Source organism: Amycolatopsis sp. NPDC051071, from assembly GCF_040682875.1.
In the GTDB taxonomy this organism is placed as follows: Bacteria; Actinomycetota; Actinomycetes; order Mycobacteriales; family Pseudonocardiaceae; genus Amycolatopsis.
Map to the genome: position 1 here is coordinate 1 of NZ_JBFBBY010000112.1, position 25,463 is coordinate 25,463.

22 protein-coding genes and 1 pseudogene are annotated in these 25,463 nt (G+C 67.7%); 14 read left to right on the forward strand and 9 right to left on the reverse strand.

The genetic code is table 11. From position 1 onward, the window contains the following. Positions 1-155: 155 nt before the first annotated feature. Entirely contained in the window at positions 156-1,400 is a 1,245-nt protein-coding gene (locus AB0M65_RS29005) for an MFS transporter (RefSeq protein WP_364034296.1), read from the reverse strand. Positions 1,401-1,460: 60 nt separating this feature from the next. Here AB0M65_RS29005 and AB0M65_RS29010 point away from each other — a divergent pair, with 60 nt between their 5' ends. The 3 genes from AB0M65_RS29010 to AB0M65_RS29020 all read left to right on the forward strand — a co-directional run bounded on the left by AB0M65_RS29010 (position 1,461) and on the right by AB0M65_RS29020 (position 4,615). Then, entirely contained in the window at positions 1,461-1,958 is a 498-nt protein-coding gene (locus AB0M65_RS29010) for a winged helix-turn-helix domain-containing protein (RefSeq protein WP_364034299.1), read from the forward strand. A gap of 43 nt (positions 1,959-2,001) precedes the next feature. Further along, on the forward strand, positions 2,002-3,435 hold the full coding sequence (hflX, locus tag AB0M65_RS29015; protein ID WP_364034302.1) for a GTPase HflX: 1,434 nt from the start codon (positions 2,002-2,004) through the stop codon (positions 3,433-3,435). A gap of 166 nt (positions 3,436-3,601) precedes the next feature. Next, entirely contained in the window at positions 3,602-4,615 is a 1,014-nt protein-coding gene (locus AB0M65_RS29020; protein ID WP_364034305.1) for a hypothetical protein, read from the forward strand. A 64-nt stretch (positions 4,616-4,679) separates the two neighbouring features. Here the strand turns inward: AB0M65_RS29020 and lexA are convergent, their stop codons facing one another. Next, positions 4,680-5,348 (reverse strand): transcriptional repressor LexA, encoded by a 669-nt coding sequence (gene lexA / locus AB0M65_RS29025; protein WP_364034356.1) that lies wholly within the window; start codon positions 5,346-5,348, stop codon positions 4,680-4,682. A 370-nt stretch (positions 5,349-5,718) separates the two neighbouring features. Between lexA and AB0M65_RS29030 the strand changes: the two genes are divergently transcribed. The 3 genes from AB0M65_RS29030 (at position 5,719) to AB0M65_RS29040 (ending at position 12,087) form a co-directional block, all read left to right on the forward strand. After that, positions 5,719-6,213: a LysM peptidoglycan-binding domain-containing protein gene (locus tag AB0M65_RS29030; protein ID WP_364034308.1), complete on the forward strand. Its 495-nt coding sequence runs from the start codon at positions 5,719-5,721 to the stop codon at positions 6,211-6,213. 300 nt (positions 6,214-6,513) lie between these two features. Then, entirely contained in the window at positions 6,514-7,002 is a 489-nt protein-coding gene (nrdR, locus tag AB0M65_RS29035) for a transcriptional regulator NrdR (protein ID WP_037304189.1), read from the forward strand. 33 nt (positions 7,003-7,035) lie between these two features. Continuing rightward, entirely contained in the window at positions 7,036-12,087 is a 5,052-nt protein-coding gene (locus AB0M65_RS29040) for an adenosylcobalamin-dependent ribonucleoside-diphosphate reductase (protein WP_364034311.1), read from the forward strand. Between the two features lie 80 nt (positions 12,088-12,167). Here AB0M65_RS29040 and AB0M65_RS29045 read toward each other — a convergent pair whose 3' ends face one another. Further along, the gene (locus tag AB0M65_RS29045; RefSeq protein ID WP_364034314.1) at positions 12,168-12,518 is read right to left on the reverse strand and encodes a DoxX family protein; all 351 of its coding nucleotides are present in this window, start codon (positions 12,516-12,518) and stop codon (positions 12,168-12,170) included. Between the two features lie 76 nt (positions 12,519-12,594). Here AB0M65_RS29045 and AB0M65_RS29050 point away from each other — a divergent pair, with 76 nt between their 5' ends. Further along, on the forward strand, positions 12,595-12,813 hold the full coding sequence (locus tag AB0M65_RS29050; protein WP_364034317.1) for a hypothetical protein: 219 nt from the start codon (positions 12,595-12,597) through the stop codon (positions 12,811-12,813). A gap of 238 nt (positions 12,814-13,051) precedes the next feature. On the opposite strand, the gene AB0M65_RS29055 is transcribed toward AB0M65_RS29050, so the two are convergent. Genes AB0M65_RS29055 through AB0M65_RS29065 form a run of 3 tightly spaced genes read right to left on the reverse strand, consistent with a single transcriptional unit; the run spans position 13,052 to position 14,990 of the window. Continuing rightward, the gene (locus AB0M65_RS29055; RefSeq protein WP_364034320.1) at positions 13,052-14,101 is read right to left on the reverse strand and encodes a DUF2293 domain-containing protein; all 1,050 of its coding nucleotides are present in this window, start codon (positions 14,099-14,101) and stop codon (positions 13,052-13,054) included. A gap of 10 nt (positions 14,102-14,111) precedes the next feature. Next, positions 14,112-14,357 carry a CGNR zinc finger domain-containing protein gene (locus AB0M65_RS29060; protein WP_364034323.1) on the reverse strand — a complete coding sequence of 82 codons (246 nt, stop codon included), beginning with the start codon at positions 14,355-14,357 and terminating at the stop codon, positions 14,112-14,114. Positions 14,358-14,402: 45 nt separating this feature from the next. Further along, positions 14,403-14,990: a helix-turn-helix domain-containing protein gene (locus tag AB0M65_RS29065; protein WP_364034326.1), complete on the reverse strand. Its 588-nt coding sequence runs from the start codon at positions 14,988-14,990 to the stop codon at positions 14,403-14,405. A gap of 92 nt (positions 14,991-15,082) precedes the next feature. Between AB0M65_RS29065 and AB0M65_RS29070 the strand changes: the two genes are divergently transcribed. Next, the gene (locus tag AB0M65_RS29070) at positions 15,083-15,739 is read left to right on the forward strand and encodes an NAD(P)H-dependent oxidoreductase (RefSeq protein WP_364034329.1); all 657 of its coding nucleotides are present in this window, start codon (positions 15,083-15,085) and stop codon (positions 15,737-15,739) included. Next, on the forward strand, positions 15,739-16,053 hold the full coding sequence (locus AB0M65_RS29075; protein ID WP_364034332.1) for a multidrug efflux SMR transporter: 315 nt from the start codon (positions 15,739-15,741) through the stop codon (positions 16,051-16,053). Before AB0M65_RS29070 ends, AB0M65_RS29075 begins: the two co-directional genes overlap by 1 nt. A 70-nt stretch (positions 16,054-16,123) precedes the next feature. Here the strand turns inward: AB0M65_RS29075 and AB0M65_RS29080 are convergent, their stop codons facing one another. Continuing rightward, positions 16,124-18,133 (reverse strand): prolyl oligopeptidase family serine peptidase, encoded by a 2,010-nt coding sequence (locus AB0M65_RS29080; protein WP_364034335.1) that lies wholly within the window; start codon positions 18,131-18,133, stop codon positions 16,124-16,126. Positions 18,134-18,251: 118 nt separating this feature from the next. Here AB0M65_RS29080 and AB0M65_RS29085 point away from each other — a divergent pair, with 118 nt between their 5' ends. Genes AB0M65_RS29085 through AB0M65_RS29095 form a run of 3 tightly spaced genes read left to right on the forward strand, consistent with a single transcriptional unit; the run spans position 18,252 to position 20,196 of the window. Then, on the forward strand, positions 18,252-19,238 hold the full coding sequence (locus AB0M65_RS29085) for a neutral zinc metallopeptidase (RefSeq protein ID WP_364034338.1): 987 nt from the start codon (positions 18,252-18,254) through the stop codon (positions 19,236-19,238). Further along, entirely contained in the window at positions 19,235-19,711 is a 477-nt protein-coding gene (locus AB0M65_RS29090) for a hypothetical protein (protein WP_364034341.1), read from the forward strand. Before AB0M65_RS29085 ends, AB0M65_RS29090 begins: the two co-directional genes overlap by 4 nt. 53 nt (positions 19,712-19,764) lie before the next feature. After that, positions 19,765-20,196 (forward strand): CBS domain-containing protein, encoded by a 432-nt coding sequence (locus AB0M65_RS29095; protein ID WP_364034344.1) that lies wholly within the window; start codon positions 19,765-19,767, stop codon positions 20,194-20,196. A gap of 57 nt (positions 20,197-20,253) precedes the next feature. Here AB0M65_RS29095 and AB0M65_RS29100 read toward each other — a convergent pair. Both AB0M65_RS29100 and AB0M65_RS29105 read right to left on the reverse strand, forming a co-directional pair. Further along, positions 20,254-20,436: pseudogene (locus tag AB0M65_RS29100) on the reverse strand (hypothetical protein); the annotation flags it as partial. 64 nt (positions 20,437-20,500) lie between these two features. Further along, on the reverse strand, positions 20,501-22,075 hold the full coding sequence (locus AB0M65_RS29105) for a DUF4139 domain-containing protein (RefSeq protein ID WP_364034347.1): 1,575 nt from the start codon (positions 22,073-22,075) through the stop codon (positions 20,501-20,503). 83 nt (positions 22,076-22,158) lie between these two features. On the opposite strand from AB0M65_RS29105, the gene AB0M65_RS29110 reads away from it, so the two are divergent. Both AB0M65_RS29110 and AB0M65_RS29115 read left to right on the forward strand, forming a co-directional pair. Beyond that, the gene (locus tag AB0M65_RS29110; RefSeq protein ID WP_364034350.1) at positions 22,159-23,970 is read left to right on the forward strand and encodes a Xaa-Pro dipeptidyl-peptidase; all 1,812 of its coding nucleotides are present in this window, start codon (positions 22,159-22,161) and stop codon (positions 23,968-23,970) included. 223 nt (positions 23,971-24,193) lie between these two features. Next, positions 24,194-25,048: a M23 family metallopeptidase gene (locus AB0M65_RS29115; RefSeq protein WP_364034353.1), complete on the forward strand. Its 855-nt coding sequence runs from the start codon at positions 24,194-24,196 to the stop codon at positions 25,046-25,048. The last annotated feature ends 415 nt before the right edge of the window (positions 25,049-25,463 follow it).

Consider the following 25,463-nt stretch of genomic DNA (forward strand, 5'->3'; position numbering starts at 1 on the left):
GTTTCGGAAGTCCTTCGGGGTCTCGACGGCCCAGCTTCCCGCTGGACGTACGGCCGAAAGGCCCGAGTACAACCCGGTACGAGGACCTTCCGGCCACACGCCCAGCGGAAACCTGGATCCGCCGGTACCCACGAAGGACTTCCGAAACCAACCACTTAGCCGACCGCGACCGGCTCCTTGGGAAGGTCGCGAAGCTTCCGAAGCGGGGAGAAGACCACCCAGAGAAGAGCCGCGGTCTCGCCTGCCACGGCAACCCACAGCGTGGCCCGGATCCCGATCGTCTCGCCGAGGACACCGCCGAGCAGCCCGCCCAGTGGCAGCATCCCCCAGACGACGAACCGCACACTCGCGTTCATCCGGCCGAGCAGCCGGTCCGGGCAGACGGCCTGCCGGTAGGAGACCTGCGCGACGTTGTAGACGATGATCCCGAACCCGGCGATCATCGTGGCCACCGGGAACAGGAGTATCCGCCAGCCCGGCGCGGCCAGCGGGAGCAGCAGGTAGAACGGCCAGGTCAGCACGGGAACGAGCCAGATCGACCTGGCCTGCCCGATCCGCCGGGTGATGGCGTTGGCGAAGATCGCGCCCGTGATCCCGCCGACGCCGCCGATCGCGAGCACGACGCCGACCGCCGCGGGGGACAGGCCAAGATCCCGGTTCAGGAACAGGATCTGCACGGCGGTGAAGGCGCCGTTGGCCAGGTTGGCCGTCGCGGTACAGGCGACGATCGAGCGCAACGCGTTGTCGGTGAACACGAACCGCAGTCCCTCGACGATCTGGGGAAGCAGCTTCGCGTCTTCGTGCCGCTCGGGCTCCGGTTCGACGGTGCGGATCCGCAGCAGGCACAGCGCGGAGGTGAGGAAACCGAGCCCGGTGGTGAGCACGGCGTTGGCCGCGCCCACCAGCTGCACCAGCCCGCCACCGATCCCCGGCCCGGCCAGGAAGGCCACGGACTGGCTGGCCTGGAGCTTCGCGTTGCCTTCGAGGAGATGCTCGCGGCCGACCAGTGACGGCAGATACGACTGGTAGGCGATGTCGAAGAACACCGTCGCGGTGCCGACGAGCACGGCGACCACGAGGAGCTGCGTCAGCGAAAGCGCCCCGGCCCACCAGGCGATCGGGATGCTGAGCAGTAGCGCGGCGCGGACGAAGTCTGCCCGCAGCATCAGCGCGCGCCGCCGCATCCGGTCCACCCATACGCCAGCGGGCAGTCCGATGATCAGGAACGCGATGGTCTCGGCCGCGGTCAGCAGCCCCATCTGGAGCGGTGTCGCGGCCAGTACGGTGGCCGCGAGCAGTGGAATCACCGTGTGCCCCGCGAACGCGCCCAGCTGGCTGGCGGTGTCGCCCGCCAAGAGCCGCCGGAAGTCCGCGTGGAAGAACAAGGAGTCTTTGCGCACCGCGCCACCCTTCCGTGAGTGATTGGAAAGTGTCAATCACTTTCGCTCTAAGCTGTCGTGGTGCCCACACCACGACGTGTCGCCACCGAGGCCGAGGCCGCCGCCATGGCCTCCGGAATAAGGCTGCGCATCATGCGGTTGACTTATTCCGAGGCGCTCACCAACAAGGAACTCGCGGACCGGCTCGGCCGCGACCCGGCGACGACGTTGCACCACGTGCGCCGTCTCGTCGACACGGGCTTCCTCGAGGCGCTCCCGCCGAGACGTGGCACGCGCGGCGCGAAAGAAATTCCGTATCGCTCGACGGGGTTGTCCTGGCATCTTGATTCCAGCGACAGGGGGATCGATCAGGCGATCTTCGAGGCGTATCTGGCCGAAATCGCCGAAACCGGGTTCGACGACGTACACCAGACGAGGCTGGTCGTGCAGGTTCCGGACGAGCAGATCACCGAGCTCGAAGACAGGATCAACGAGCTCCTCGAGGAATTCCTCGCCCGCCCGGTTGATACGAACGCGAAGCGCACAGCGATCTACCTGTCGAGGTATCCCAGTAACTAATGAATTCGGTCCCGCCGCCGAAACGTGGGACCATGGAGGCACGATGACGGAACTGACACACAACGATCTGAACGGCAAGGACCCTTCGACCGGCGAACTGGAGCTCGAGGACCGCGCCTCGCTCCGCCGGGTAGCGGGCCTGTCCACCGAACTCGCGGATGTCACCGAGGTCGAATACCGGCAGCTGCGCCTGGAGCGCGTCGTTCTGGTCGGTGTGTGGGCTGAGGGCAGCGCCCTCCAGTCCGAGGCCTCACTCGCCGAACTCGCCCGGTTGGCCGAAACGGCTGGCTCCGAGGTGCTGGAAGGCCTGGTGCAGCGGCGGATCCGGCCGGATCCCGCCACCTACATCGGCTCGGGCAAGGTCAAGGAACTGCGTGACATCGTGACGGCCACCGGTGCCGACACGGTGATCTGCGACGGTGAACTCTCGCCGAGCCAGCTGCGTCAGCTGGAGGAGAAGGTCAAGGTGAAGGTCATCGACCGCACCGCCTTGATCCTCGACATCTTCGCGCAGCACGCCCGCTCCAAGGAGGGCAAGGCGCAGGTCGAGCTGGCCCAGCTGCAGTACCTGATCCCGCGGCTTCGCGGGTGGGGTGCGGCGCTGTCCCGGCAGGCCGGTGGCCGCGCCGGTGGCGCCAACGGTGGGGTGGGCCTGCGTGGTCCCGGTGAGACGAAGCTCGAAACCGACCGGCGGCGGATCAGCAAGCGCGTGTCGAAGCTGCGCCGTGAGATCGCCGCGATGGACACCATCCGCGAGACCAAACGTGGTCGCCGGGTGGCCAACGAGGTGCCGAGCGTCGCGATCGTCGGCTACACCAACGCCGGCAAGTCGAGCCTGCTCAACGCGTTGACCGGCGCTGGGGTGCTGGTCGAGGACGCGTTGTTCGCCACGCTGGATCCGACGACCCGGCGGGCACAGACCGCCGACGGCCGCACCTACACGCTGACCGACACCGTCGGTTTCGTGCGGCACCTGCCGCACCAGCTGGTGGACGCGTTCCGGTCGACGCTGGAGGAGGCGGCGAGCGCCGACCTGCTCGTGCACGTCGTCGACGGTGCGGACCCGACCCCGGAGGAACAGGTCAACGCGGTACGCGAAGTGCTCGCCGAGATCACGAAGGGCCGCTCCGAACCGCTCCCGCCGGAGCTGCTGGTGATCAACAAGGCCGACGCCGCCGACGAGGTGTCGCTGGCCCGGTTGCGGCACCAGATGGCCGGTTCGGTGCACGTGTCGGCGCGGACCGGCGCCGGGATCCCGGAGCTGGCCGAAGTGATCGCCGACCGGCTGCCGAGGCCGGAGGTCCTGGTCGAGGCGCTGATCCCGTACTCGCGAGGCGAGCTCGTCTCCCGCGCCCACGCCGACGGCGAGGTGCTGGAAGAGGAGCACGTCGAGACCGGTACCCGGCTGCTCGTCCGAGCCCGGCCGGATCTGGCCGCCGCTTTGGGTGAATTCCAGACGGACGGCTCGGCCCTGTAGGCCACGGCTCTCAAGTACATGAAGGCCCCCTTGCTTGCGCTAGGCGCAAGTAAGGGGGCCTTCATGTACTTGGGCTGAGCTTTCACGGACTTCGCACCGAACTGCGCGCCCTGCCAGACGTCTCCGTAGTGTGGGGCTTCAGGGGTTCCACGGTACGGAGGTGGATGTGCGGGGGCTTTTCGCGGCCGTGGTCGTCTTGGGGGCGTTCGCCGGCGGGGCCGTTCCCGCCGCGGCACAGGAGGTTCCGGCGCCGCAGCCGGTGTGCACGAACCGCGATTCCCGGCTCAGTGAGCTGTCCGGTCTGGTGTCGGACGGCGAGCACCTGTACGCCCTCAACGACGGAGGTACCAAGACGCAGGTCTTCGTGCTCGGCCGCGACTGTAAAGTCCAGAAGGTCATCTCCGCCGCGACGGATCCGTACGACGCCGAAGATCTCGCCCGTACCGCGGACGGCACCTTGTGGCTTTCCGACACCGGCGACAACCGCAAGCAGCGCGACACGGTCGCCCTCATTTCGCTGACCCCGCAAGGGAAGGCGGCGGTGCACCGGCTCACCTACCCCGACGGGCAGCACGACGTCGAAGCGCTGATCATGGACCGTTCCGGCACGCCGTATCTGATCACCAAGGACGTTTTCGGCGACGCGAAGGTCTACCGGCCGACAGGGCCACTCGCCAGTCCCGGCCCGACCCCGCTGGAGAGCGTGGGGTCGCTGCCGTTCAAGGAGACGACGACGCCGGGCGGACCGGTCGGGTCGATCGGCTCGGTGACGGTGACCGGGGCGGCGTCGATGGCCGACGGGTCGGTGGTCGCGTTGCGCACCTACACCGACGCCTATCTCTACGCCGTCACCGACGGAGACCTGGCGGGCGCGCTGAAGCGGGAACCGGTGCGCGTGCCGTTGCCGAACGAGAAGCAGGGGGAGGCGCTCGCCTTCGACCCGGACGGGACCTTGCTGTCCGGTGGGGAGGGTGTCGGGGAGCAGATCCGCGCGGTGAAGGGCGCGGCGGGGCTCGCCGTCGCGGCGGCCGAATCCGAGGGCGGCACGCCGGGCGGGACGTCCGCGGCCGGTGGCGAGGGCCAGGGATCCGGCTTCCCGTACGTGCAGGTCGGTATCGCCGCGATCGTGCTGATCGGCGGTTTCCTCGTGGTCGGCAGGCTCCGCAAACGACGCGCTTGATCGAAAGCCGAAGCGTCGCCGAGTCTGACCCGATCGCGGGATCCCGGCGTGCTCCGGCTCCGGACTACAGCCTGCGGAGAACGGCGACGACCTTGCCGAGGATCGTGGCGTCGTCACCCGGGATGGGCTCGTACGCCTCGTTGTGCGGCATCAGCCAGATGTGGCCGTCCTTGCGCTTGAACGTCTTGACCGTGGCCTCGCCGTCGATCATCGCCGCGACGATCTCGCCGGGGTCGGCGGTCGGCTGCTGGCGCACGACAACCCAGTCGCCGTCGGTGATGGCGGCGCCGACCATCGAGTCACCGGTGACGCTGAGCAGGAACAGCTCGCCTTCACCGACGATCTCCCGCGGTAGCGGGAAGACGTCCTCGATCGCCTGCTCGGCCAGCACCGGCCCACCGGCGGCGATCCGGCCGACGAGCGGCACGTACGCGGCCTTCGGCATCGACTGCTGCTGCTCGATGTCGACGTTCATCGGGTTGTCGTCGGTCGCGGCCAGCACCCCCACCGCACGCGGGCGGTTCGGGTCGCGTCGCAGATAACCCTTGCGCTGCAGGGCCTGCAACTGGTGCGACACCGACGAAGTGGAGGTCAGCCCGACCGCCTCGCCGATCTCACGCACACTCGGCGGGTAGCCGAACCGGCTCACCCACAGCTTGATCACGTCGAGCACCTGCTGCTGCCGCACGGTCAGGGTCTCGTCCACCTCGAAGACCTCGGGCAAAGCGCGCACCTTGCCCGAGCCCCTAGGCGCGTTCCCCGCCTTGCTCGCCTTAGCCACCGTATCGCTCCTTCATCTCCTGCGTCGCCTCCCAGTACGTCCGGTCGCCCGGACCGACTTCGCGTGTCTTCGCCGGTGGCGGACGGTCTCCCGTCCACGGCACCGGCGGCGCCCGCCCAGCAGACGCCCTGGTCAACGACGTTAGCCCGACAGGACCCCGATTTCAAACATCTGTTCGATGGACACGCCGTGTCGCTCGATTTTTGTCGGTGGTTGGTGGTACACATTCGCACGGGCGTTCGATAGAACGCTTGTTCGATGTTGATCGCCGGGCCGGTCCCGGTGCTGGACCTGAGTGATGCAGGACTGCGAGGAGGTTCCGATGTCGATTCTGGCCGATCGAGGACTGGTGCGACCCAGTTCCCCCGGGCCCGTTCCGGCAGGGGTGACCCGGCCCGTGCGGGTGACGAGGGGCAGGCGGGCCGAGCCGCTGCGCCCGCCGACCAGGGCGAGGGTCGTGGCCGGCCGTCGTCCCGGCGTCGCCACCGCCGCCCCGGCGTGCCCGGCGCCCCGGCGGCTCCCGCTCCGGTGGCCGTCACTTGTCGGGATGGCCTTGCTCGTCGCCGCGTTCGTCACCGGATTGGGTTTGTTCTTGGCAGGTGTTCCGGGAGCCGCGGTGCCCGAACGGACAGCCATCGTGTCCGTTTCCGAGGGGGAGACGCTGTCGGATCTCGCCGCACGATTCGCGCCGGGCAGCGACACCGGCGCGGTCGTCGCCAAGATCAAGGAGCTCAACTCCCTGCAAGACGCCGTTATCGTGCCGGGACTGCCGCTCACGGTCCCGGTCGCGGCCCAGGTCGCGGACGGGGGGAGGTGACCTTGAAGGCAGCTCTCACCCGCCGTGGGTGATGTCCTCTTTCGTGTCTGATCGACCCGGCCGTCGCGCTTGCGTGCGTCCGACCTGCGATCTAATCTCCACCGCTATATGTAGTAGTTACATGGCTGTAGTTGGTCCATAGCTTGGGGTAGACTCGGTACCAGTTGTCCACAGCTGGCCGGTGTTCACCCACCGGATGTCCACAGATCGATCCACAGGTCGGTCTTTCCCGCCGTTGCGTGGCGGTGGAGCGGACGTCCACTCGGGACCGGCCGGCGCGGAGGGGAAGGTGATCGGCGGATGAGGTGCCCGTTCTGCCGGCATGCGGACTCTCGGGTCGTCGACTCCCGAGAGGTGGATGAGGGTCAAGCGATCCGGCGGAGGCGCTCATGCGCCGCTTGCGGCCGGCGCTTCACCACTTCGGAGACGATGGTGCTCGCCGTCGTCAAGCGATCCGGTGTCACCGAGCAGTTCAGCCGGGACAAGGTTGTCCGGGGGGTGCGCCGCGCCTGCCAAGGCAGGCCGGTCGACGACGACGCGCTGCAGCAGCTCGCGCAGCGGGTCGAGGAGTCGATCCGGTCGGCGGGGCTGGCAGAGATTCCGAGTCACGAGGTCGGCCTGGCGATCCTGGGGCCCCTCCGTGAACTCGATGGCGTCGCCTACCTCCGGTTCGCCAGTGTCTACCGCTCCTTCTCCTCGGTCGAGGACTTCGAGAAGGAGATCTCGGACCTTCGTGAGGCCATGGCTGCCGCACCGGACGAGAGCGATCAAGACGCGAAAGACGGCTGATGCCGCCTCCCGCGTGGGAGTGAGGGAAGAGCCATGACCGAGACCGTGGGAGCAGGCAACCCGGCGACAACGCGGACGAGTGGGAAGAAGAAGCCGGGCGGGCTCACCGTGCGCCGCGTCTTCACCACCGAGGGCGTCCACCCCTACGACCAGGTCACCTGGGAGCAGCGGGACGTCGTGATGACGAACTGGCGCGACGGCACGGTCAACTTCGAGCAGCGCGGTGTCGAATTCCCCGAATCCTGGTCGGTCAACGCGACGAATATCGTCACCAGCAAGTACTTCCGCGGCGCCGTGGGTTCGCCCCAGCGCGAGCAGAGCCTCAAACAGCTGATCGACCGCGTCGTGCGCTCGTATGTCGACGCCGGCCGCGAACACGGCTACTTCACGAACCCCGCCGACGCCGAGATCTTCGAGCACGAGCTCACCTGGATGCTGCTGCACCAGGTGTTCAGCTTCAACTCGCCGGTGTGGTTCAACGTCGGCACCACTTCGAAGCAGCAAGTCTCCGCGTGTCAGCCCTATGACGCGCTGGTCGACACTCCCGGCGGCGCGGTTCCGATCGGACGCGTCGTCGAGCTGAACGCGGTGGGCGCCAAGGTCTATGACGCGCACGGCCTGACCAGGGTCGTCGCCACCAAGTCGAACGGGGTCAAGGAAGTCCTTCGCCTCACGACGAAGTCCGGTCACCGTCTCGACGTGACCGCCGATCACCTCGTCTGGCGTTCGACCGGGAGCGGTGGTTCCTTCGTGCCCGCCGGTGAACTCCGTGCCGGAGACACTCTCGAATGGCACCGGCGCGAAGCTTTCGGTGAGAACCAGATCAACGAGCAGGACGTTGCCGAATCCGCACTCGCGGGCTGGTTGCGATCAGCTGGTTTCGTCGGCCAGTACGAAGGGACCGGCCGCTCGCTGACGATCGAGGCCATGACGGTCACCGACGCCGAACTCGCGTGGGTGCGGCGTGCTCTCGACCAGGTCTTTCCCGACGTCCAGCGGCACGAACGGAAGGTCGAGACGCAGGATCCGGCGCTGGACTGCCGTCGTACCCGTCTTTACGGGACCGAGCTGGAAGCCTTCGTGAGCGACTGGGGCCTGCGTGCGCGCGGCGCCGACAGGACAGTCCCCGAGGAGCTGAACACCGCGCCGCTGCCTGTGGTCGCCGCCTACCTTCGCAGCATTTTCCAGGCCGAGGGCTACCTATCCGAACGCGAGCGGTCGACGCTGGTCGGGCTCGACATGATCGGTGAAGAACTGATCCGCGGACTCCAGCACCTGCTGTCGAGGTTCGGCATCTTCGCGCGGGTCGGCCGCGAGGACGAGAAGCGGGACAACCGGCACGACCTGTGGGGACTCCGCATCCAGAACGCGGGTGACCGCCGGATCTTCGCCGACGCCATCGGTTTCCTCGACCCGGTCAAGGCCGCGAAACTCGAGGCGTCTTTCGAGAAACCAGGGCGTCCCGCGCTGGAGACCGAACGACTGCGGATCGCGAGCGTCGAAAGCCGCGGTGAGATGCCGGTCTACGACATTCAGACGGAGTCCGGCGAGTACCTGTCCGGCAACCTCCGGGTCCACAACTGTTTCATCCTCGCCGTCGACGACACCATGGAGTCGATCCTCAACTGGTACCGCGAGGAGGGTTTGATCTTCAAGGGCGGTTCCGGTGCCGGCCTGAACCTCTCCCGCATCCGGTCTTCGCGTGAGTTGCTGTCCTCCGGCGGCACCGCGTCCGGCCCGGTCTCCTTCATGCGTGGTGCCGACGCGTCCGCGGGCACCATCAAGTCCGGCGGCGCCACCCGGCGTGCGGCGAAGATGGTCGTACTCGACGTCGACCACCCCGACGTCGAAGAGTTCGTGCGGACCAAGGCCCGCGAAGAGGAGAAAATCAAGGTCCTCCGCGACGCCGGATTCGACATGGACCTCTCCGGCTCCGACATCACCTCCGTCCAGTACCAGAACGCGAACAACTCGGTGCGCGTCTCGGACGAGTTCATGCAGGCCGTCGAGACGCGGGGCGAGTTCGGCCTGCGGGCCCGGATGACCGGCGAGGTCCTCGACCGCGTCGACGCCAAGAAACTGTTCCGCACCATCGCGCAGGCCGCGTGGGAGTGCGCGGATCCCGGCCTGCAGTACGACGGCACGATCAACGACTGGCACACCTGCCCCGAATCGGGCCGGATCACCGCGTCCAACCCGTGCTCGGAGTACATGCACCTGGACAACTCCAGCTGCAACCTGGCGTCGCTGAACCTGCTCAAATTCGCCACCGCGGACGGCGGGTTCGACGCGCCGCTCTTCGCGAAGGCCGTCGAGCTGGTCATCACCGCGATGGACATCTCGATCTGCTTCGCCGATTTTCCGACCGAGGCGATCGGCGACACCACCCGCAAGTTCCGTCAGCTGGGTATCGGCTACGCGAACCTGGGCGCACTGCTGATGGCGCTCGGGCACGCGTACGACTCCGAAGGCGGCCGCGCACTCGCCGCCGCGATCACGTCGCTGATGACCGGTGTCTCGTACCGGCGCTCCGCCGAACTCGCCGCGGTCGTCGGACCGTACGAGGGTTACGCGCGCAACGCCGAGGCGCACCAGCGGGTCATGCGCAAGCACGCCGCGGCCAACGAACTGGTACGGACCTACCACGCGAACGACGCCGCGGTCCGCGCGCTCGCCGCCCAGGAATGGAAGCGCGGCATCGAGGTCGGCGAGGTGAGCGGCTGGCGCAACGCGCAGGCCTCGGTACTCGCGCCCACTGGCTGCCTGACCGCGGACACCCTGGTCACCACCGACCGTGGGATGGCCAGGCTCTCCGAACTCGGTGATCTGTACGGGGATCGCTGGCAGGACGTCGATTTCACCGTCTCCACCGATGAAGGCCCGCGCCGGGCCACGAAATTCTTCGTCAATGGCGAGGAGCCGACCCGCCGGATCGAGACCAAGGGCGGATACCGGATCCAGGGCACTCTCGCCCACCGGGTCAAGGTCGTGGAGCCGGAGACCGGTTCGTGGGTCTGGAAACGGCTCGCCGACATCCGGTCGGGTGACCTGGTGCCGCTGCAAATGGGTGGTTTGGTCGGCGATCCCCGGCGGGTGCCGCTGCCGGTGCTCGACCAGGCTTACTACACGGGCGACCACGATATCCGGGTCCCGGACGAGGTCACCGCCGATCTCGCGGAACTGGTGGGGTACTTCGAAGGTGACGGCAGCCTGTACGCGAAGGGCATCCGGCTTTGTGTGGCCGACACCGATCTCGACGTCGTCGACCGGTTGCGAATCCTGAGCAAGGGGCTCTTCGATCTCGAACCGGTGGTCCGGCAATGCCAGGGCTACCAGGAGGTGACCCTTCAGTCCGTCCGGCTTGCCGGCTGGTGGCAGGCGGCTGGATTCGCGAAGGAACTCCCCGGTTCCGACCACGTGGGCAAGGGATGGACCCCCCGGGTTCCCGCGAGTATCCGGGAGACCAACGATCCCGAGGTCTACGCCGCCTTTCTGCGCGGGGTCTTCGAGGCGGACGGGACTGTACTCGAAGGAGTTCCGAGCGTTTCCACCTCTTCCGAACTTTTCGGTGAGGATCTCCGAAGCTTGCTGCTGGCCTTGGGCATGGTGACCACGACCCGCCGGACAACCAGTAAGTCCGGCAGTCCGATGCTGCAGATCCGGCTACGCGATGTCGACCACGCGATGATCTTCGACGAGGTCGTCGGTTTCCTCGGTGAGCGCAAGGCACGGTTACTGGTGGGCGTGGAGCCGGACGGGTCGGCCAAGGGTGATCGAGTGCGGCTCTGCTCCGAGACCTTCGATCCCCGGTCGGGCCGGGCGCTCAAGTATCTCTTCGAGGTCGTCGAGTCCAATGACGACGGTGGTGTTCAACCGACCTATGACCTGTCGGTTCCTGACAACGTCACCTACGTCGCCAATGGCTTCGTCAGTCACAACACCATCGGTTTCATGATGGACTGTGACACGACCGGGATCGAGCCGGACTTCTCGCTGGTCAAGTTCAAGAAACTGGTCGGCGGTGGTTCGATGCAGATCGTCAACCAGACCGTGCCGCGTGCGCTGACCGCGCTGGGCTACCAGGAGGAGCAGGTCGAGGCGGTCGTCGAGTACATCGCCCAGCACGGCCACGTCGTCGACGCCCCCGGCCTGCGCCAGGAGCATTACGAGGTGTTCGACTGCGCGGTGGGGGAGCGGTCCATCGCGCCGATGGGGCACGTCCGCATGATGGCCGCGGTGCAGCCGTTCCTGTCCGGAGCGATCTCGAAGACGGTCAACATGCCGGAGTCGGCGACCGTCGAGGAGGTCGAGGACATCTACTTCCAGGGCTGGAAGTACGGCCTCAAGGCGCTCGCGATCTACCGTGACAACTGCAAGGTCGGCCAGCCGCTGTCCACCGGCAAGAAGGAGAAGGCCGAAAAGGTCGTCGAGTACCGGCCGGTCCGCAAACGCCTGCCGAAGAAACGGCCGAGCCAGACGGTTTCGTTCACCGTCGGCGGCGCCGAGGGCTACCTGCATGCCGGCTCCTACCCGGACGACGGGCTCGGCGAGATCTTCGTGAAGCTCGGCAAGCAGGGTTCGACCCTCTCGGGCGTGATGGACGCGTTCTCGATGTCGATCTCCGTCGGCCTGCAGCACGGGATCCCGCTGGAGTTCTACGTTTCGAAGTTCTCGAACCTGCGTTTCGAGCCCGCCGGGATGACCGACGACCCGGACATCCGGATCGCCACGAGCGTCATGGACTACCTGTTCCGCAGGCTGGCACTGGACTACCTGCCCTACGAGAAGCGCTCGCAGCTCGGCATCTTCACCGCCGACGAGCGTTCGGCTCAGGTCGAAGCGACTTACGGCGCCATTCCCGCCTCGGAGCCGGACAACGTCGACATCGACGCGCTTCGGTCCACTGTGGACTCATCGGCCGCGGACCCGGCCAAGCGGCAGGCGCATTCGACGGCGGAACTGGTGGAGCTGAACCTCGGCACCGCCTCGGACGCGCCGCTCTGCATGACCTGCGGTACCAAGATGCGGCCCGCCGGTTCCTGCTACGCCTGTGAAGGGTGCGGAGCCACCTCCGGCTGCAGCTGAGCTCCGAAAGTGTCATGAAAGGGTCTTTCAGGACAGTAATCGTCCTGAAAGACCCTTTCCTGACACCGGAAGCGTGAGCCTCACCGCGCCAGGTCGAGGACGAGAGTGGCCGTCGCCAGCGCGAGGAAAGCGGCGGGGAACGCGATGTTGTAGAGGACGCGGGCACGCACGTGGGTGATGACGGCGCCGACGTAGAACAGCACGAGCCCGATGGCCGCCGCGGTTCCGAGGAGAGGCACCCAGAGCAGGCCGATCAGCAGTCCCGCGGCCCCGGCCGCTTTCAGTGAGGCCAACGGTGGGACCCAGGACGCCGGGACGCCGACCTCGGCGGAGTTCTTGAGGACGGACGGGACACGGGCGAAGTCGGCGATGGCGATCCCGGCGTTGATCACGATCGTCACGATGGCCACGGTGACATAGAGAGAGAACATGCCCTCTGGACGAGGCCCGCTGCCGAGAAGTGACAGACGCCGGGGCCGCGAACTCGTTGGTGCTGTCTTCACAGGAATGTGCGAAAATCGCACCACACTGGTGGTCATCGAGGAATTACGCTGCGGCGCGCTGACCCATCCGGTACTGCGGCATGCCTTGGAACTCGAGTGGATCAAGGTGCACCGGCTCGACACGTTCGAGGAACTCGGCTGTTTTGTGAACTGGGCGGAAGGATCGGCGAGCGGGATCGAGGCGAGGCCAGTGTTTTCGCTGTTGCCGAACTGCGGGAGGTAACGGCCATTACCGATGACCAGGCGGCGATCCGGGTAGCCCGCAAGTATGGTCTTGATGTTCACGGCACCGTCTGGCTCCTGGCGCGGGCCTGCGGGGACGGAAACTGACCGAGGTGGTCGCGGGGAAACGTATCGACTCGGTCCAGGCCACGGGAATGCGGCTGCCGTGCACCGGAGCCGAGTTTTCCACGTGGGCACGCGCTCGCGATTTGCTGTGAGTGGCTGAAACGTGACGGCGATCAGCCACGCCAGCGTTCGAGTACGGCGTCGATGGCGGGATGGATCCGGTCGCGGGCGGCCTGCCGTTCCACGCCGGCCATGAGGAGGTCGTCGTAGTCGGTGTCCAGATGCCGGATCGAGGCGACGACGGCGAGGAACACCGCCTGCTCGGCCAGTGCCCGTCCGGCGGCGGACCGGCCGACCCGGCCGCTGCCGCGCAGGCCGGCGTGTTCGGCGATGGCCCGCGCCCGTTCCGGCGGGCAGCCGGGGAACAGTTCGGTGATCGCGGTGAAGAACCGGGCGGTGAATTCGACGTCTTCGTGGGCGCGCCGCTCGCGATCGCGTCCGCGGCGGCGTTCGCGGACGTCTTCGTCGGCGAGGCACTGTTCCTCGGCACTGAGCAGCGCCGCCTCTTCGACCAGGATGCCTTGCCGCTCCTGACGTTTCCGGGACCGGTTGAAGCGCGTGACGACGGCGGAAAGCCGGCTCGCCTTCTTCGCCCGGCGGGTCAGGGCGACATTGCCCGACGGCAGGAACACCAAATGTCCGAGGTCGGCGCACTCAAGGCAATGCGGCACCTCATGCTCTTGGAAGAGCAGATCGCCGGTGTCACCACAGTCGGCGCAAGTCCAGTCCGTGACTGCCACCCAGACGATCAGATCGGGGGCTTTCCGTTGCCTGGCCTCGACTTGTGCCCGTTTGGCTTCGGACAGTCCCGGCATGATCCAGTGTGTCCGGAACAATGGTTCGAGATCGGCCGACTCGTCTGACGTCACCTTCAGCGGGGCGCGATCACGAGTCGCGCCGACAAGTTCGATCTGCGAGCCTTCGAGCCCTTTTTCTTTAGCCCAGCGCTGAAGCGCGCCGAGGGCGAAGCTCAGTTTCTCCGTGTTCACCGGCAGCGCCGTGGTCAGCACGGGGATGCGGCCCTGTTGCCACGCCTTGAGCACGTTCTCCGGCAACCAGCCAATCCCGCCCAGTATGTCGAGCGCGGTCACCGATTTCCGGGTGGACAGCAGCTTCTCCGCCGTCTCCACGACCCGCTGTGCCAGTTTCGCCTCGCCCTGCATCGCTGGAATTCTAACGATCAGGCGGTTTCGCCTCGCGCCCGGTAGGCGCGGATCTTGGCCCGTTTCCGCAGCGCTCCATCGAGCACCAGCGGCGGTTGCCCGAGCGGGACGTGTCGAAGAAGAGCAGGTAGCAGTCGTCCGCCGAACATTCGCGGGCGAGTCGCCACGTTCCCGGATCGATGACCGGACGCGGGGTCTCCGCCGTCGCGTCGTTCAGGAGGGTGAGGTCGGCATCCGATGGTGCTTCGCCGGGCAAGACGGTCGTCGTCGACGGGCTCGCCGTCTGATCAGGCAGCGCTCATCAGGACAGTGCCCGCCGTGCCTGTTCGCTCAGTGCGTCGGTGATCCGTTCGGGGCTCAGGCCGAGTTCGCCGGTCTGGTAGCGGAAGACCTCGGGTGCGAGTGGCGCCAGCAGGATGTCGGCGAGCGCGTACGGGTCCTTCGCACCCGCCTGCTGGGCGAGGTGGCGGACATGCGTGCGCCACAGCCGGTAGGGGCCGGTGGTGAAGCGTGAATGTCCGACTTCGGTACCGAGTACGAGATGGACGTGCCGGGTGAGCAGGCCGGTCATGGCCGCGTAGAACGCGGCCAGCCGCTCGGCGGGTGCCGCGCCCGGGCCTAGCGGGGGAGGGCCGGTGAGCAGTCGCTCCTGCAGTTCCCGCTCATGTTCGTCCAGTAGTGCGACGGCGATCGCCGAGCGATCCGGGTAGCGGCGGTACAGCGTGGCCCGGCCGACTCCGGCCGCCTTGGCGATGTCCTCCATGGTGACGTCAGCGGCCGGACGTGCGGCGAAGAGCTCTTCGGCGGCCTTCAGGATCTTCGCGCGGTTGCGCGCGGCGTCCGACCGTTCCCGTCCCGGACTGTTCGCGAGCAGATCATCTGAAGGCATGTCGGCAGCCTAGGGAATATCCGGACGCGTCGTCCACTTGTACCCGGCGAAGCAAGTGGACGACGTGTCCACTTCCTGATCCGGGAGGCCCGATGAGCCACCTTCTCCACCTCGACTCCAGCGCCCGCAGCGCGTCGTTCTCCCGCGAGCTCAGTGCTCGCTACGCCGAGGTTTGGCGCGCCGCGAACCCCGGCGCGACGTACACCTACCGCGACGTCGCTGCCCGGCCGGTACCGCTGATCGGCCGGGCGTGGACCGAGATCTGTGACGCCCTCCTCGCCGCCGGGATCACCGATCCGGCTGACTACGCGTCGGTGGTGAAGACGGCAGAGCAGCGGGAGGCGTGGGCCGTCATCGAGCCGCTCCTGGCCGAACTCCTCGCCGCCGACGTCGTGCTGATCGGGGCGCCGATGTACAACTTCTCGATCCCGGCGAGCCTGAAGGCCTGGATCGACCAGGTGACGTTCCCGAAGATGTCGTTGGCGGGCAGGGCTTTCGTGATCGCCGGGGCACGCGGCGGCACCTACCTGCCGGGAACGCCACGCGAGCCGGTCGACCACCACGAGCGCTACCTGCGGGATTTCTTCGCCGGGCACTACGACGTCCATGACGTCACGTTTCTGCACGCCGAACTCACGAACGCGCTCGTCGACCCGCGGCTGAGTCCCCGCGACGCCGACCGCGCCGCGTCGCGGGAAAAGGCGCTGCTGGCCGCGGAAACGCTGGCCTCGACCGGAACGGCCGCCTGATGGGCTGGGGAATCCTGCTGCTGGCCGGGGTCGTCGAGGTCGCCTGGTCGCAGAGCATCAAGCCGACGGAGAACTTCACCCGGCTCTGGCCGACCGTGCTCTGCTTCGTGCTCGGCGTGGCCGCGGTCTACCTGCTTTCCAAGGCGATGGACTCGCTGCCGGTGGGGACCGCGTACGCCGTGTTCACCGGGATCGGCGCGGTGGGTGCGATCGTGTTCGGCGTCGTGGTCCACAAGGACCCGATGAGCTTCGGGCGGTTCGCCGCGATGGGGCTCATCGTGGGCGGGGTGGTGCTGGCGAGGGTGACCGCTTGAGTCGAGTGTCATGAAAGGGTCTTTCAGGACAAAAAATGTCCTGAAAGACCCTTTCATGACACGTCAATGGTCAGGCGGCGAGCTTCTCCCACAGGAATTCCAGCATCAGCGCCCATTTGAACGCCAGTTGCTCATTGTCGGCCGCCGCGCCGTGCCCGCCCTCGATGTTCTCGTGGTAGCGCACGTCGTGGCCTTGCTCCAGCAGCCGCGCGACCATTTTCCGGGCGTGCGCGGGATGTACGCGGTCGTCCCTGGTGGAGGTCACGAACAGGACCGGCGGATAGTCCTGTCCACTGTGGACGTTCTGGTACGGCGAGTATTTCCCGAGATACTCCCATTCCGCCGGGTCGTCGGGGTCGCCGTACTCGGCCATCCACGACGCTCCGGCGAGGAGTTTGTGGTACCGCTTCATGTCCAGCAGCGGCACCTGGCTCACGATCGCGCCGAACAGATGCGGGTACCGCGTGAGCATGACGCCCATCAGCAGTCCGCCGTTGCTGCCGCCCTGGATGCCGAGGCGTCCCTGCTCGGCGATGCCGCGTTCGAGGAGGTCGGCGGCGACCGCCGAGAAGTCCTCGTAGACCTTGTACCGGTTGGCCTTGGTGGCCGAAGTGTGCCAGCCCGGACCGTATTCACCGCCGCCGCGGATGTTCGCGACGACGTAGGTCCCGCCGCGCGAGAGCCAGCCGCGGCCGATCACGCCGCTGTAGCCGGGCGTCAGTGAGACCTCGAAGCCGCCGTAGCCGGTCAGCAGCGTCGGCCCACCTTCGGCGCCGGAGGGACGTACGACGAAGTAGGGGATCTTCGTGCCGTCCTCAGACGTCGCGAAGTACTGCGAGACCGTCATGCCTTCGCTGTCGAAGAAGGACGGCGCGCGTTTGAGCACCTCGACGTCGCCGCCGACCTGCCCGTAGCTCAACGTCGACGGCTGGGTGTAGCCGCTGGAGTCGAGCAGGTACTCGTCGCTGACGTCGGGGTCGGTGCCGGTGATCTCCGCCGTGCCCAGTTCCGGGGCGCCGGCGAGCGGCCGGGAGGACCAGCCGTCCTCCGGAGTGAGTACACGCAGCTCCGTGTGGACGTCGGACAGCGTCGAGAGCAGCAGGTGGTTGTGCGTCCAGGCCCAGTACTCCAGCGACGTGTGCGTGTCGGGAGTGAAGAGTGTCGTAAAGGTGCGCTCACCGGCCATGAAGGCGTCGAACCCGGAGGCGAGCAGGGTGCCGGTGGGGTAAGTGGTGCCGTTCACCGTCCAGTCCGAGCGGAGCCGGATCAGCAGCCACTCGCGGTGCGAAGACGTCTGCGCGTCTTCGGGGACCTCGATCCGCTCGAGTCCGCCGGGCGTCCGGAGGTAGCGCTCAGTGCGATAAAAATCTATCGACCGGTAGACGAAGTCGCGCTCGTATCCCTCGGTCGGGTCATGGTGGGCGGACACCGAGACGTCGTCCGGCTTGCCCTCGAAGACCACGGTCGCCTCTTCGAGCGGAGTACCGCGTCGCCACTCCTTGGCGAGCCGCGGGTAACCCGAATTCGTCAGTGTCCCCGGTCCGAAGTCGGTGCCGAGGTAGACGCGGTCGTGGTCGATCCAGCCGATCCGGGTCTTGGCCTCGGGCACGAAGAAGCCGTCGTCGACGAAGTGTCGCTCGACGAGGTCGAATTCGCGGACGACAGTCGCGTCGGCACCGCCGCGGGACAGTTCGACCAGCGCGACGTGATAGCCCGGCCGCAGTACGGCCGCGCCCTGCCACACCCAGTTCTCGCCGTCGGCCTCGGCCAGCGCGTCGACGTCGAGCAGGGTCTCCCACTCCGGCGCGTCGAGCCGGTACTGCTCCAAGGTGGTGCGGCGCCAGAGGCCCCGGGGGTTGGCCGAGTCCTGCCAGAAGTTGTACAGATATTCGCCGCGGCGCCGGACGTACGGGATCCGGTCGTCGGCGTCGAGGACCTCGCGGACCTCGTCACGGATCCCGGCGAACCGATCGCCGGTGGACAGTTCCGCCAGCGCCTCGGCGTTGCGGGCTCGCACCCAGTCCAGCGCTTCGCCGCCGGTCACGTCTTCCAGCCACAGGTACGGGTCCTCGTCACTCATGCTGACAGTCTCGCCGGGGTGTCCGCCCCGGCGCCACCAGGTGCGGCGTTTTCGGTGCGTGTCTTCGCTGACCTGCTTGTCCTCCGTATGCTGGGGGCTCGCACGCTTGGGGGAGACCATGACCGGCACCGACGAGGTACCCAGACCGCCCGCGCCCTTCTCACCCCCGGCGGTGGCCCGGCTGCCGGAGACCTCCTCCTTCCCGCCGCCTGGACCAGCTCGCCCCGAACCTCCCCGCAACCGGGGCACCGCCGTGCTGGGAGTGCTCCTCGTCGCGGTTTTGACCGCCACCGGCATGGCGATCGCCAGCGGACCGCGCGAGGTCGACGGTCAGGCTCTCGCCGTACCCGGCGCGCACACCTCCGAAGGTGCCAAAGCACCGGCCGGGACGACGAAGCCGCCGCCCAAGGAGGTGCGGGAACTCGAGACGAACCCGCTGCTGGCCGACGGGGTCGCGCTCGGCGCCGTCACCTGCCGCCTGCCGCCGATCAGTCGTGACCCGGCGAAGCTGGAGACGTACTACAAGACCTTCGCCTCCTGTCTCGCCGACGCCTGGAAACCAGCGCTGGAGCAGGTGAACGAGCCGACGTTGACGGCGACCGTGCAGGTGACCCTGCCCGAGTCCAGCGCCTGCGGGAAGGCACCGAGCGAGAACGAAGCCGTCGCCTATTACTGCGGCGGTGACACCACGATCTACGCGCCGACCGAGTGGATGCTGAGCGACGCCGGCCTCGAACGGTCCCGGCACCTCGCGACGATGGCCCACGAATACGGGCACCACGTCCAGCGTTCCAGCGGGATCCTTTCGGCGGCCGCGGGGAAGATGTCCTCCCCGGACGAGGACACCCCGGCCGACAAGGAACTGGTCCGCCGGATCGAACTGCAGGCCAACTGCTTTGGCGCGCTCGCCATCGCGGCCGCGGCGGGGCGTGGTTCTATCAGCAACTCGCTGGCCAACGCGGCTCTCGCCGACTACGGCCGCACCGACGACAGCGACACCCACGGCAGCCGCCGCAACCAGCTTAAATGGGCAAAGGCCGGGTTCTCCGGCAAAGCGACGTCGTCCTGCAACACTTGGGCGGCCCCGACCTCCGAGGTAAAATGACCGACGACGTGATGGCCGAGATCCACACCGGCCTTCAGCTGCACATCTCCGGTGATCGAGCAGGCGCGCGCGAGAAGTTCGCCGCGCTGTGGGAGCGGATCGGTGAGGACGGCGACCCGCTGCACCGCTGCGCGCTCGCCCACTACATGGCCGACGTCCGCGACGACCCGGCCGAGGAACTCGCCTGGGATCTCCGTGCGCTCGCGGCGGCCGATTCACTCACCGACGAACGCGCCAAGGAGTACCACGCGACACTGGCCGTGCGCGGGTTCTACCCGTCGCTGCATTTGAACCTCGCCGAGGATTACCGCAAACTCGGTGATCACGAGGCCGCGAAGACCCAGTGGGCGCTCGGGCGGAAGACACTCGGCGCGCTCGGCGACGACCCGTACGGCGCAGGGATCATCGAGGCCTACAGCGCGCTCGCGACCAGACTGGGTATCGAATCGGACTCTCCGGACTTTCGCCCATGACGGTCAGGCCATAACCTGGAGTGACTCTGGTCACCCATCCGGGAGGAGCGCGTATGCGGATTTCCGATCTGTTGCGGAACAAGGGGGCGGCCGTCGCGACCGTCTCGCCGGAGACGAACGTCAGCGAACTGCTCGAGAGACTCGCGAAGCACAACGTCGGCGCCTTGGTGGTCGTCGACGACGAGGGCGGGATCGTCGGGATCGTCTCCGAACGGGACGTGGTGCGCCGACTCAACGAGCGTGGGCCCCAGCTGCTCGACGGATCGGTGTCCGCGATCATGACGAAGATGGTCGCCAGCTGTACCCCGGAGGATTCGGTGGACCAGCTGTCCGTGCTGATGACCGAACGCCGTATCCGGCATGTGCCGGTCTTGGTGGACGGCAGGCTCGCCGGGATCGTGAGCATCGGCGACGTCGTGAAGACGCGGATGGAGCAGCTGGAGAAGAGCCAGGAACAGCTGGAGGCTTACATCTCGCAGGGCTGATCCGCTGACGAAGGGCCGTTTCCGGGGCATTCGCCCGGGAACGGCCCTTTTCGCTGTTCACCCGATGGCGTCGTCGAGCGTGAGCGCCGCGCCGATGAGCCCGAGGTGGGTCAGCGTCTTCTCGAACACCAGCCGGGCCTTCTCCGGATGGCCGGCGCGGGCGAGGGCCGTGACGTAGCCGAACGTGCAGAGCGAGAAGGTGCCCTCGTTCCCCCGTAGACCGTCGGAAGAGGCGCTCGGGTGCGAGCTCGAACTCCTCACCGAGTTGCCGTCGATGCGCACCACGGAGCAGTGGTCGGGACGGCTACTCACGCCACCCCGCGAGCTCCACACCCTTCGCGACGTCCACCCGGTACCCGAGCGTCACGACACCCTTCGCGCCCGGAGCGAGCGTGAGCCGCCAGGTGATCTCGCCCAGCTCCGTCCGCTCCACCGGCTCCGGCACAGCACGCACTTCCTGGACCTTGATCGCTTCGTCCCGCGAGACCGGTGCCTGGTCCAGTACGGTCACGACGGCTTCGCGCGGGCTGTGGTTGGTGATGGTCGTGTGGTAAGCGGCCTCCCGTTTGCGCACCCCGGACAGCGTCGCCTTGCTCGCCGAACGGTGTGAGAGTTCCCGGTCGACCCGGATCCGGTCGTCCACGCCGAGGGCGAGTTCGAGTTCCTCGCCAGGGGCCCAGACTTCGAGCCACGTGGTGCCGACGAATTCCGTCTCGTGGAACACCGAAGCCTTGCCCGGCCGCAGCGTGTGTTCCGAAGTGTTGACCACGGTCGCCCGCAGGTACGCCTCCGCCGACTGTGCCGGAGCGGTGAGGTAGCCCAGTTCCGCCGTCAGGTCCAGTCGCGCCAGTGTCGTGCGGTGGCCCTGCGCGCCGGAAGGCACCGCGATCGGGCGTCCTGGCCGGTAGGTGGCGGCGGTGGTGCCCTGCTCGACGGCGGCGGTCCGCGGTGCCATCGCGGGAACGGGAGCCTGGTAGCTGTCCATCGCCGCTTCCGGGATCCCGCCGCCCGCGGGCGAAGCGCTGCCGTAAGCGGCACGCACCATCCCGCCGGGCTGAGGCATGGGACGGACGCGGTCGAGGAACCACGGTTCCAGTTCCGGCACCACGACCGTGTTCGCCGGGCGCGCGGTCGAAAGGGCCAGCTCGCATTCGGGCCAGTCCTCGCCGGTGTGCTGGGTGATCTGCCCGTACCAGGTCACGGTGACGTCCTCGCCGCGGACACGGACGTCGTAGCCGGGCTCCCAGCTCGCGTTCGCGACCAGATAGGACAGTTCGAGCCCGATCTCCGCGCCGTCCTCGCCGCTTTCCAGTTCGACCGTGACCGTGGCGCTGTCCACTTCGGACATTCCCTGCTTCGCCTGGATCTCCCGGTCCAGCGCGCCGAGGTCGTCGCGGAGCCGGGCGAGCCGGATGCCGAGTTCGCGTTTCTTCCCCAGCGCCTCGGCCAGTTGCGCGCCGAGCGCGTCGGTGACCTCCGCGACCCGGGCGGGTTCCGCCGTGCCCGCCGCGAGGGCCTTCGCGAAGCTGCCACCACTCCGCTTCGCCACACCGGTGAGCAGATCGACTTTCGTGGTCTCCGCGGTGACGGCGTCCGCGACCTCGTCGACCACGGCCTGGTCGGCACGCCGCCGTTCGAGCAGCGCCCGCAGCGCGGCGTCGGCAGGCACGGGATGGCGCTCGACGGCGACGTCGACCCCCGCGATGATCGCCGGGCCGGAACCGGTGACGCGTACCGAATCGGAGTCCAGGTTCCAGGGCAGACCGGCGAAGCTGTACCGCGTCTCCTTGTCAAGGCGTGCCGACGCCCGTCTCGTTATCCGGGCATGGTGGGGGTAGACGGTGACGGCGACGATCGGTGCTTCCACGGTGCTCGGCATGCCTCCGACGTTAGTCTCTTGACACCTGTTCGGGGGGCCGGAAGCCTCAGCTGGGTCCTCGCCCACCCGGCTTTGGGGGTCATGTGAGAGTCGCCAGACTCGCCGCTCTGTTCACCGCCGTCCTTGTTCTTCCGGCGACCGCTTTGCCCGCTTACGCCGACGCGCCGCCGGCGCCGGTCTTCAAGGACGGCCAGGCGCAACCGGTGTTCGACCCGGCGGACGTCATCAGGGAGAACGTCTGGGTCACCGCGCCGGTCGACAGCGACGGCGACGGCAAGGACGACCTCGTGCACGCCGAGGTGGTACGCCCCCGCGCGACGCAGCAGGGGATGAAGGTCCCGGTCGTCTACCAGGCCAGCCCGTACTACGCGGGCGGAAACGACGTCGCGAACCACAACGTCGACGTCGAGCTGTACGTGCCCGGCGCGAAGCGCGCCCCCGCCGGCCCGCGGATCGCGACCAAGACCGTCGGCCCGAACGCCGCGCCGATCAGCTGGCGCTACCAGGACTACTTCACCGCCCGCGGCTTCGCGGTGGTGTACGGCGAATCGCTCGGCAGCGGCCAGTCCACCGGCTGCCCGAGCACCGGCGACGTCAACGAGACCATCGGCGCCAAGTCCATTGTGGACTGGCTCAACGGCAGGGCACCGGCACGTGACGCGGCGGGCAAGGCCGCGGTCGCGAACTGGAGCACCGGCAAGACCGGCATGACGGGTGTCTCCTACAACGGGACGCTGCCCAACGCCGTCGCCAGCACCGGCGTCGAGGGGCTGAAGACGATCGTCCCGATCGCGGCGATCTCCAGCTGGTACGACTACTACCGCAACGACGGCGCCGTGGTCGCGGCAGGCGGGTTCCAGGGCGAGGACGCCGACGTGCTCGCCGACTACGTCTACACACGCCAGGACCGCGCCGTCTGCCGCCCGCTCATCGACAGCATCGCCGTCGACCAGGACCGGGTGACCGGCGACTACAGCCCCTTCTGGGACGTGCGGAACTACCGCAACGACGTGAACAAGGTGCGGGCCTCGGTGCTCGTGGTGCACGGCCTCAACGACTGGAACGTCAAGACCGACCAGGGCACGCGCTGGTACGAAGCCCTGAAGCAGCACGGTGTCGAGCACAAGATCTGGCTGCACCAGTCCGGCCACGCCGACCCGTACAGCCTCCGCCGCGACGTCTGGCTCGCCACGCTGAACAAGTGGATGTCGCACTACCTCTACGACGTGGACAACGGCATCGAGCGCGAGCCGAAGGCCACCATCCAGCGCGAGGACAAGTCGTGGGTGGACGAGCCGGAGTGGCCGCTGCCCGGCACCCAGGACGTCAAGCTGTACCCGTGGCCCGGTGGTTCCTCGAAGGGCACCCTCGACTCGCGGAACGCCGTCCCTGGCAAGCCCGCAGTCGAGAAGCTGGCCGACGACGCGAGCAAGACCGTCGAGCAGCTCGCGAACGCGGCTTCTTCGGGTAACCGGCTGCTGTATTCGACCACCGCGGCGAAGCAGCCCGTACGCCTTTCCGGCGCCGCGAAAGCCGGTCTCTCGGTGTCCTTCGACAAGCCTGCCGCGAACGTGACGGCGGTGCTCGTCGACCGGGCCCCGGACGGTACGGCGAAGGTGATCACCCGCGGCTGGACCGACCCGCAGAACCGCCGCGACCCGGCACGCACCGACGCGATCACTCCTGGCGAGAAGTACCAGATCGACGTCGAGCTGGTCGCGAAGGACTATCTGCTCGCGGCCGGGCACAAGATCGAGTTCCTGCTGGCCTCCAGCGACCACGACTACACGCTCCGGCCCAAGCCCGGAGCAGGTCTCTCGATCGAGCTGAACCGGACTTCGCTGGTGCTGCCCGTGGCGGGCGGGAAGCCCGCGCTGCGCGCCGCGTTCGGCTGAGTCCCGGCCGGTCCGTAACCGAATGCCATGTCCGGTCCCGGGCGTGGCATTCGGCGTTTCGGCGTTTCGTTGTTTCGGCGGCGGAGTCGTGCGGGACTGTGTGGATTTCGGATCATCTGTCTGACGCGCCGAAAACGTCGACCCGACCTCGGGCTTGTATGGAAAATGTATTTCCTCCGGCTTGGCTGCGACACGTCCGGCTCCCCACCTGATGGAGGTCTCCATGTCCAGGTTGCGCCGCTTCGCAGTGCTCGCCGCGGCCACCGTCCTTCCCGCGCTCGGCCTGACCATGGCCGGGACGACGCAGGCTTCGGCCGCCCCGAATTTCCAGGTCCCGTTCAAATGCGGCGTGACGGTCACGGCCGCGACGTTCAGCGGCCACAGCCCGGCGAACTCCGTCGACTTCCAGAAGTCGGGGATCACCGGGATGCCGGTGCTGGCGGCGGCGGGCGGCACCGTCACCCGGGTCGCCAACGAAGGCAGCACGAGCTACGGGCGCTGGGTCGAGGTCGACCACGGCGGTGGCTGGCGCACTCGCTACGCCCACCTTTCGACCCAGTCGGTCTCGGTCGGCCAGGCCGTCAGCCTCGGCAAGCAACTCGGCACGGCCGGGGCGACCGGCGGGGTTTCCGGTCCGCACCTGCACTTCGAAGAGCGGCTCGACGGCGTGGTGCAGAAGGCGAAGCTGAACGGCGTCGCGGTGCCGTACTACGCCCACACGAACTTCACGAGCAAGAACTCCTGCGGTGGCAACCCGTACGAAGCCACCGAGGTGTGCGGCAGCGGGTTCTCGGTGGTCGACTCGCAGGCCCTCGCCGGGGGATCGGGTACGGCGTACCTGCTTTACAACGCCTCGACCAAGGGCAACTGCGTGACCACACTGAAGGCCGTTTCGCTCGGTACCGCGTCGCCGGTGTCGGCGTTCCTCGAAGTCCAGGGTTCGGCCCGGACGACCGACTCGGGCAGCTTCACCTACTACGCCGGCCCTGTGAAGAAGACCGCCGCCTCGACCTGCGTCAAATGGGGTGGCTCGGTCGGGTCGAACGCCTACGAGAGCCCGTTCGAGCACTGCGACTGACCCGAGGGCCGGGTACCGCGGACCGGCTCCGGTCGTGCGTGTTTTGGGTCGTCAGGCCAAAAGTGTCTTGGGTACCTACTGGATTTGGCTGCGGGCCTGATCTCGGGTCAGGTCCGTGAAGGTCTTCTTGCCTACTCCTGAAGGGAGTGAAGGCCTTCACTACTTTCAGGGTCGCCGCTGTGGCCCCAGGTGCAGCGGACGCGCGTGAAGGACCCCTTCCCTCGGCTCAGCCGAGGGAACTCGGCCTTCAAGTACATGAAGGCCCCCTTCCTGTACCTAGGCGCAAGGAAGGGGGCCTTCCTGTACCTCAGGCGAGCACGCGGGCGCCGGTACCGAGGGGGTCGGGTCTCGTGAGTGTTTTGGGTCGTTAGAACGACCCAAAAAAAAAAACAACACCCGGCCCCAGGGCCGCCCC

Bases quoted from the DNA above. Each gene is read 5' to 3' on its own strand.
- AB0M65_RS29070 (WP_364034329.1), top strand. From the start codon at position 15,083: ATGAGCCACCTTCTCCACCTCGACTCCAGCGCCCGCAGCGCGTCGTTC.
- nrdR (WP_037304189.1), top strand. From the start codon at position 6,514: ATGAGGTGCCCGTTCTGCCGGCATGCGGACTCTCGGGTCGTCGACTCC.
- AB0M65_RS29105 (WP_364034347.1), bottom strand. From the start codon at position 22,075: ATGCCGAGCACCGTGGAAGCACCGATCGTCGCCGTCACCGTCTACCCC.
- AB0M65_RS29055 (WP_364034320.1), bottom strand. From the start codon at position 14,101: ATGCAGGGCGAGGCGAAACTGGCACAGCGGGTCGTGGAGACGGCGGAG.
- AB0M65_RS29085 (WP_364034338.1), top strand. From the start codon at position 18,252: ATGACCGGCACCGACGAGGTACCCAGACCGCCCGCGCCCTTCTCACCC.
- AB0M65_RS29115 (WP_364034353.1), top strand. From the start codon at position 24,194: ATGTCCAGGTTGCGCCGCTTCGCAGTGCTCGCCGCGGCCACCGTCCTT.
- AB0M65_RS29030 (WP_364034308.1), top strand. From the start codon at position 5,719: ATGTCGATTCTGGCCGATCGAGGACTGGTGCGACCCAGTTCCCCCGGG.
- AB0M65_RS29065 (WP_364034326.1), bottom strand. From the start codon at position 14,990: ATGCCTTCAGATGATCTGCTCGCGAACAGTCCGGGACGGGAACGGTCG.
- AB0M65_RS29045 (WP_364034314.1), bottom strand. From the start codon at position 12,518: ATGTTCTCTCTCTATGTCACCGTGGCCATCGTGACGATCGTGATCAAC.
- AB0M65_RS29075 (WP_364034332.1), top strand. From the start codon at position 15,739: ATGGGCTGGGGAATCCTGCTGCTGGCCGGGGTCGTCGAGGTCGCCTGG.
- AB0M65_RS29095 (WP_364034344.1), top strand. From the start codon at position 19,765: ATGCGGATTTCCGATCTGTTGCGGAACAAGGGGGCGGCCGTCGCGACC.
- AB0M65_RS29050 (WP_364034317.1), top strand. From the start codon at position 12,595: ATGTGCGAAAATCGCACCACACTGGTGGTCATCGAGGAATTACGCTGC.
- hflX (WP_364034302.1), top strand. From the start codon at position 2,002: ATGACGGAACTGACACACAACGATCTGAACGGCAAGGACCCTTCGACC.
- AB0M65_RS29040 (WP_364034311.1), top strand. From the start codon at position 7,036: ATGACCGAGACCGTGGGAGCAGGCAACCCGGCGACAACGCGGACGAGT.
- AB0M65_RS29090 (WP_364034341.1), top strand. From the start codon at position 19,235: ATGACCGACGACGTGATGGCCGAGATCCACACCGGCCTTCAGCTGCAC.
- AB0M65_RS29080 (WP_364034335.1), bottom strand. From the start codon at position 18,133: ATGAGTGACGAGGACCCGTACCTGTGGCTGGAAGACGTGACCGGCGGC.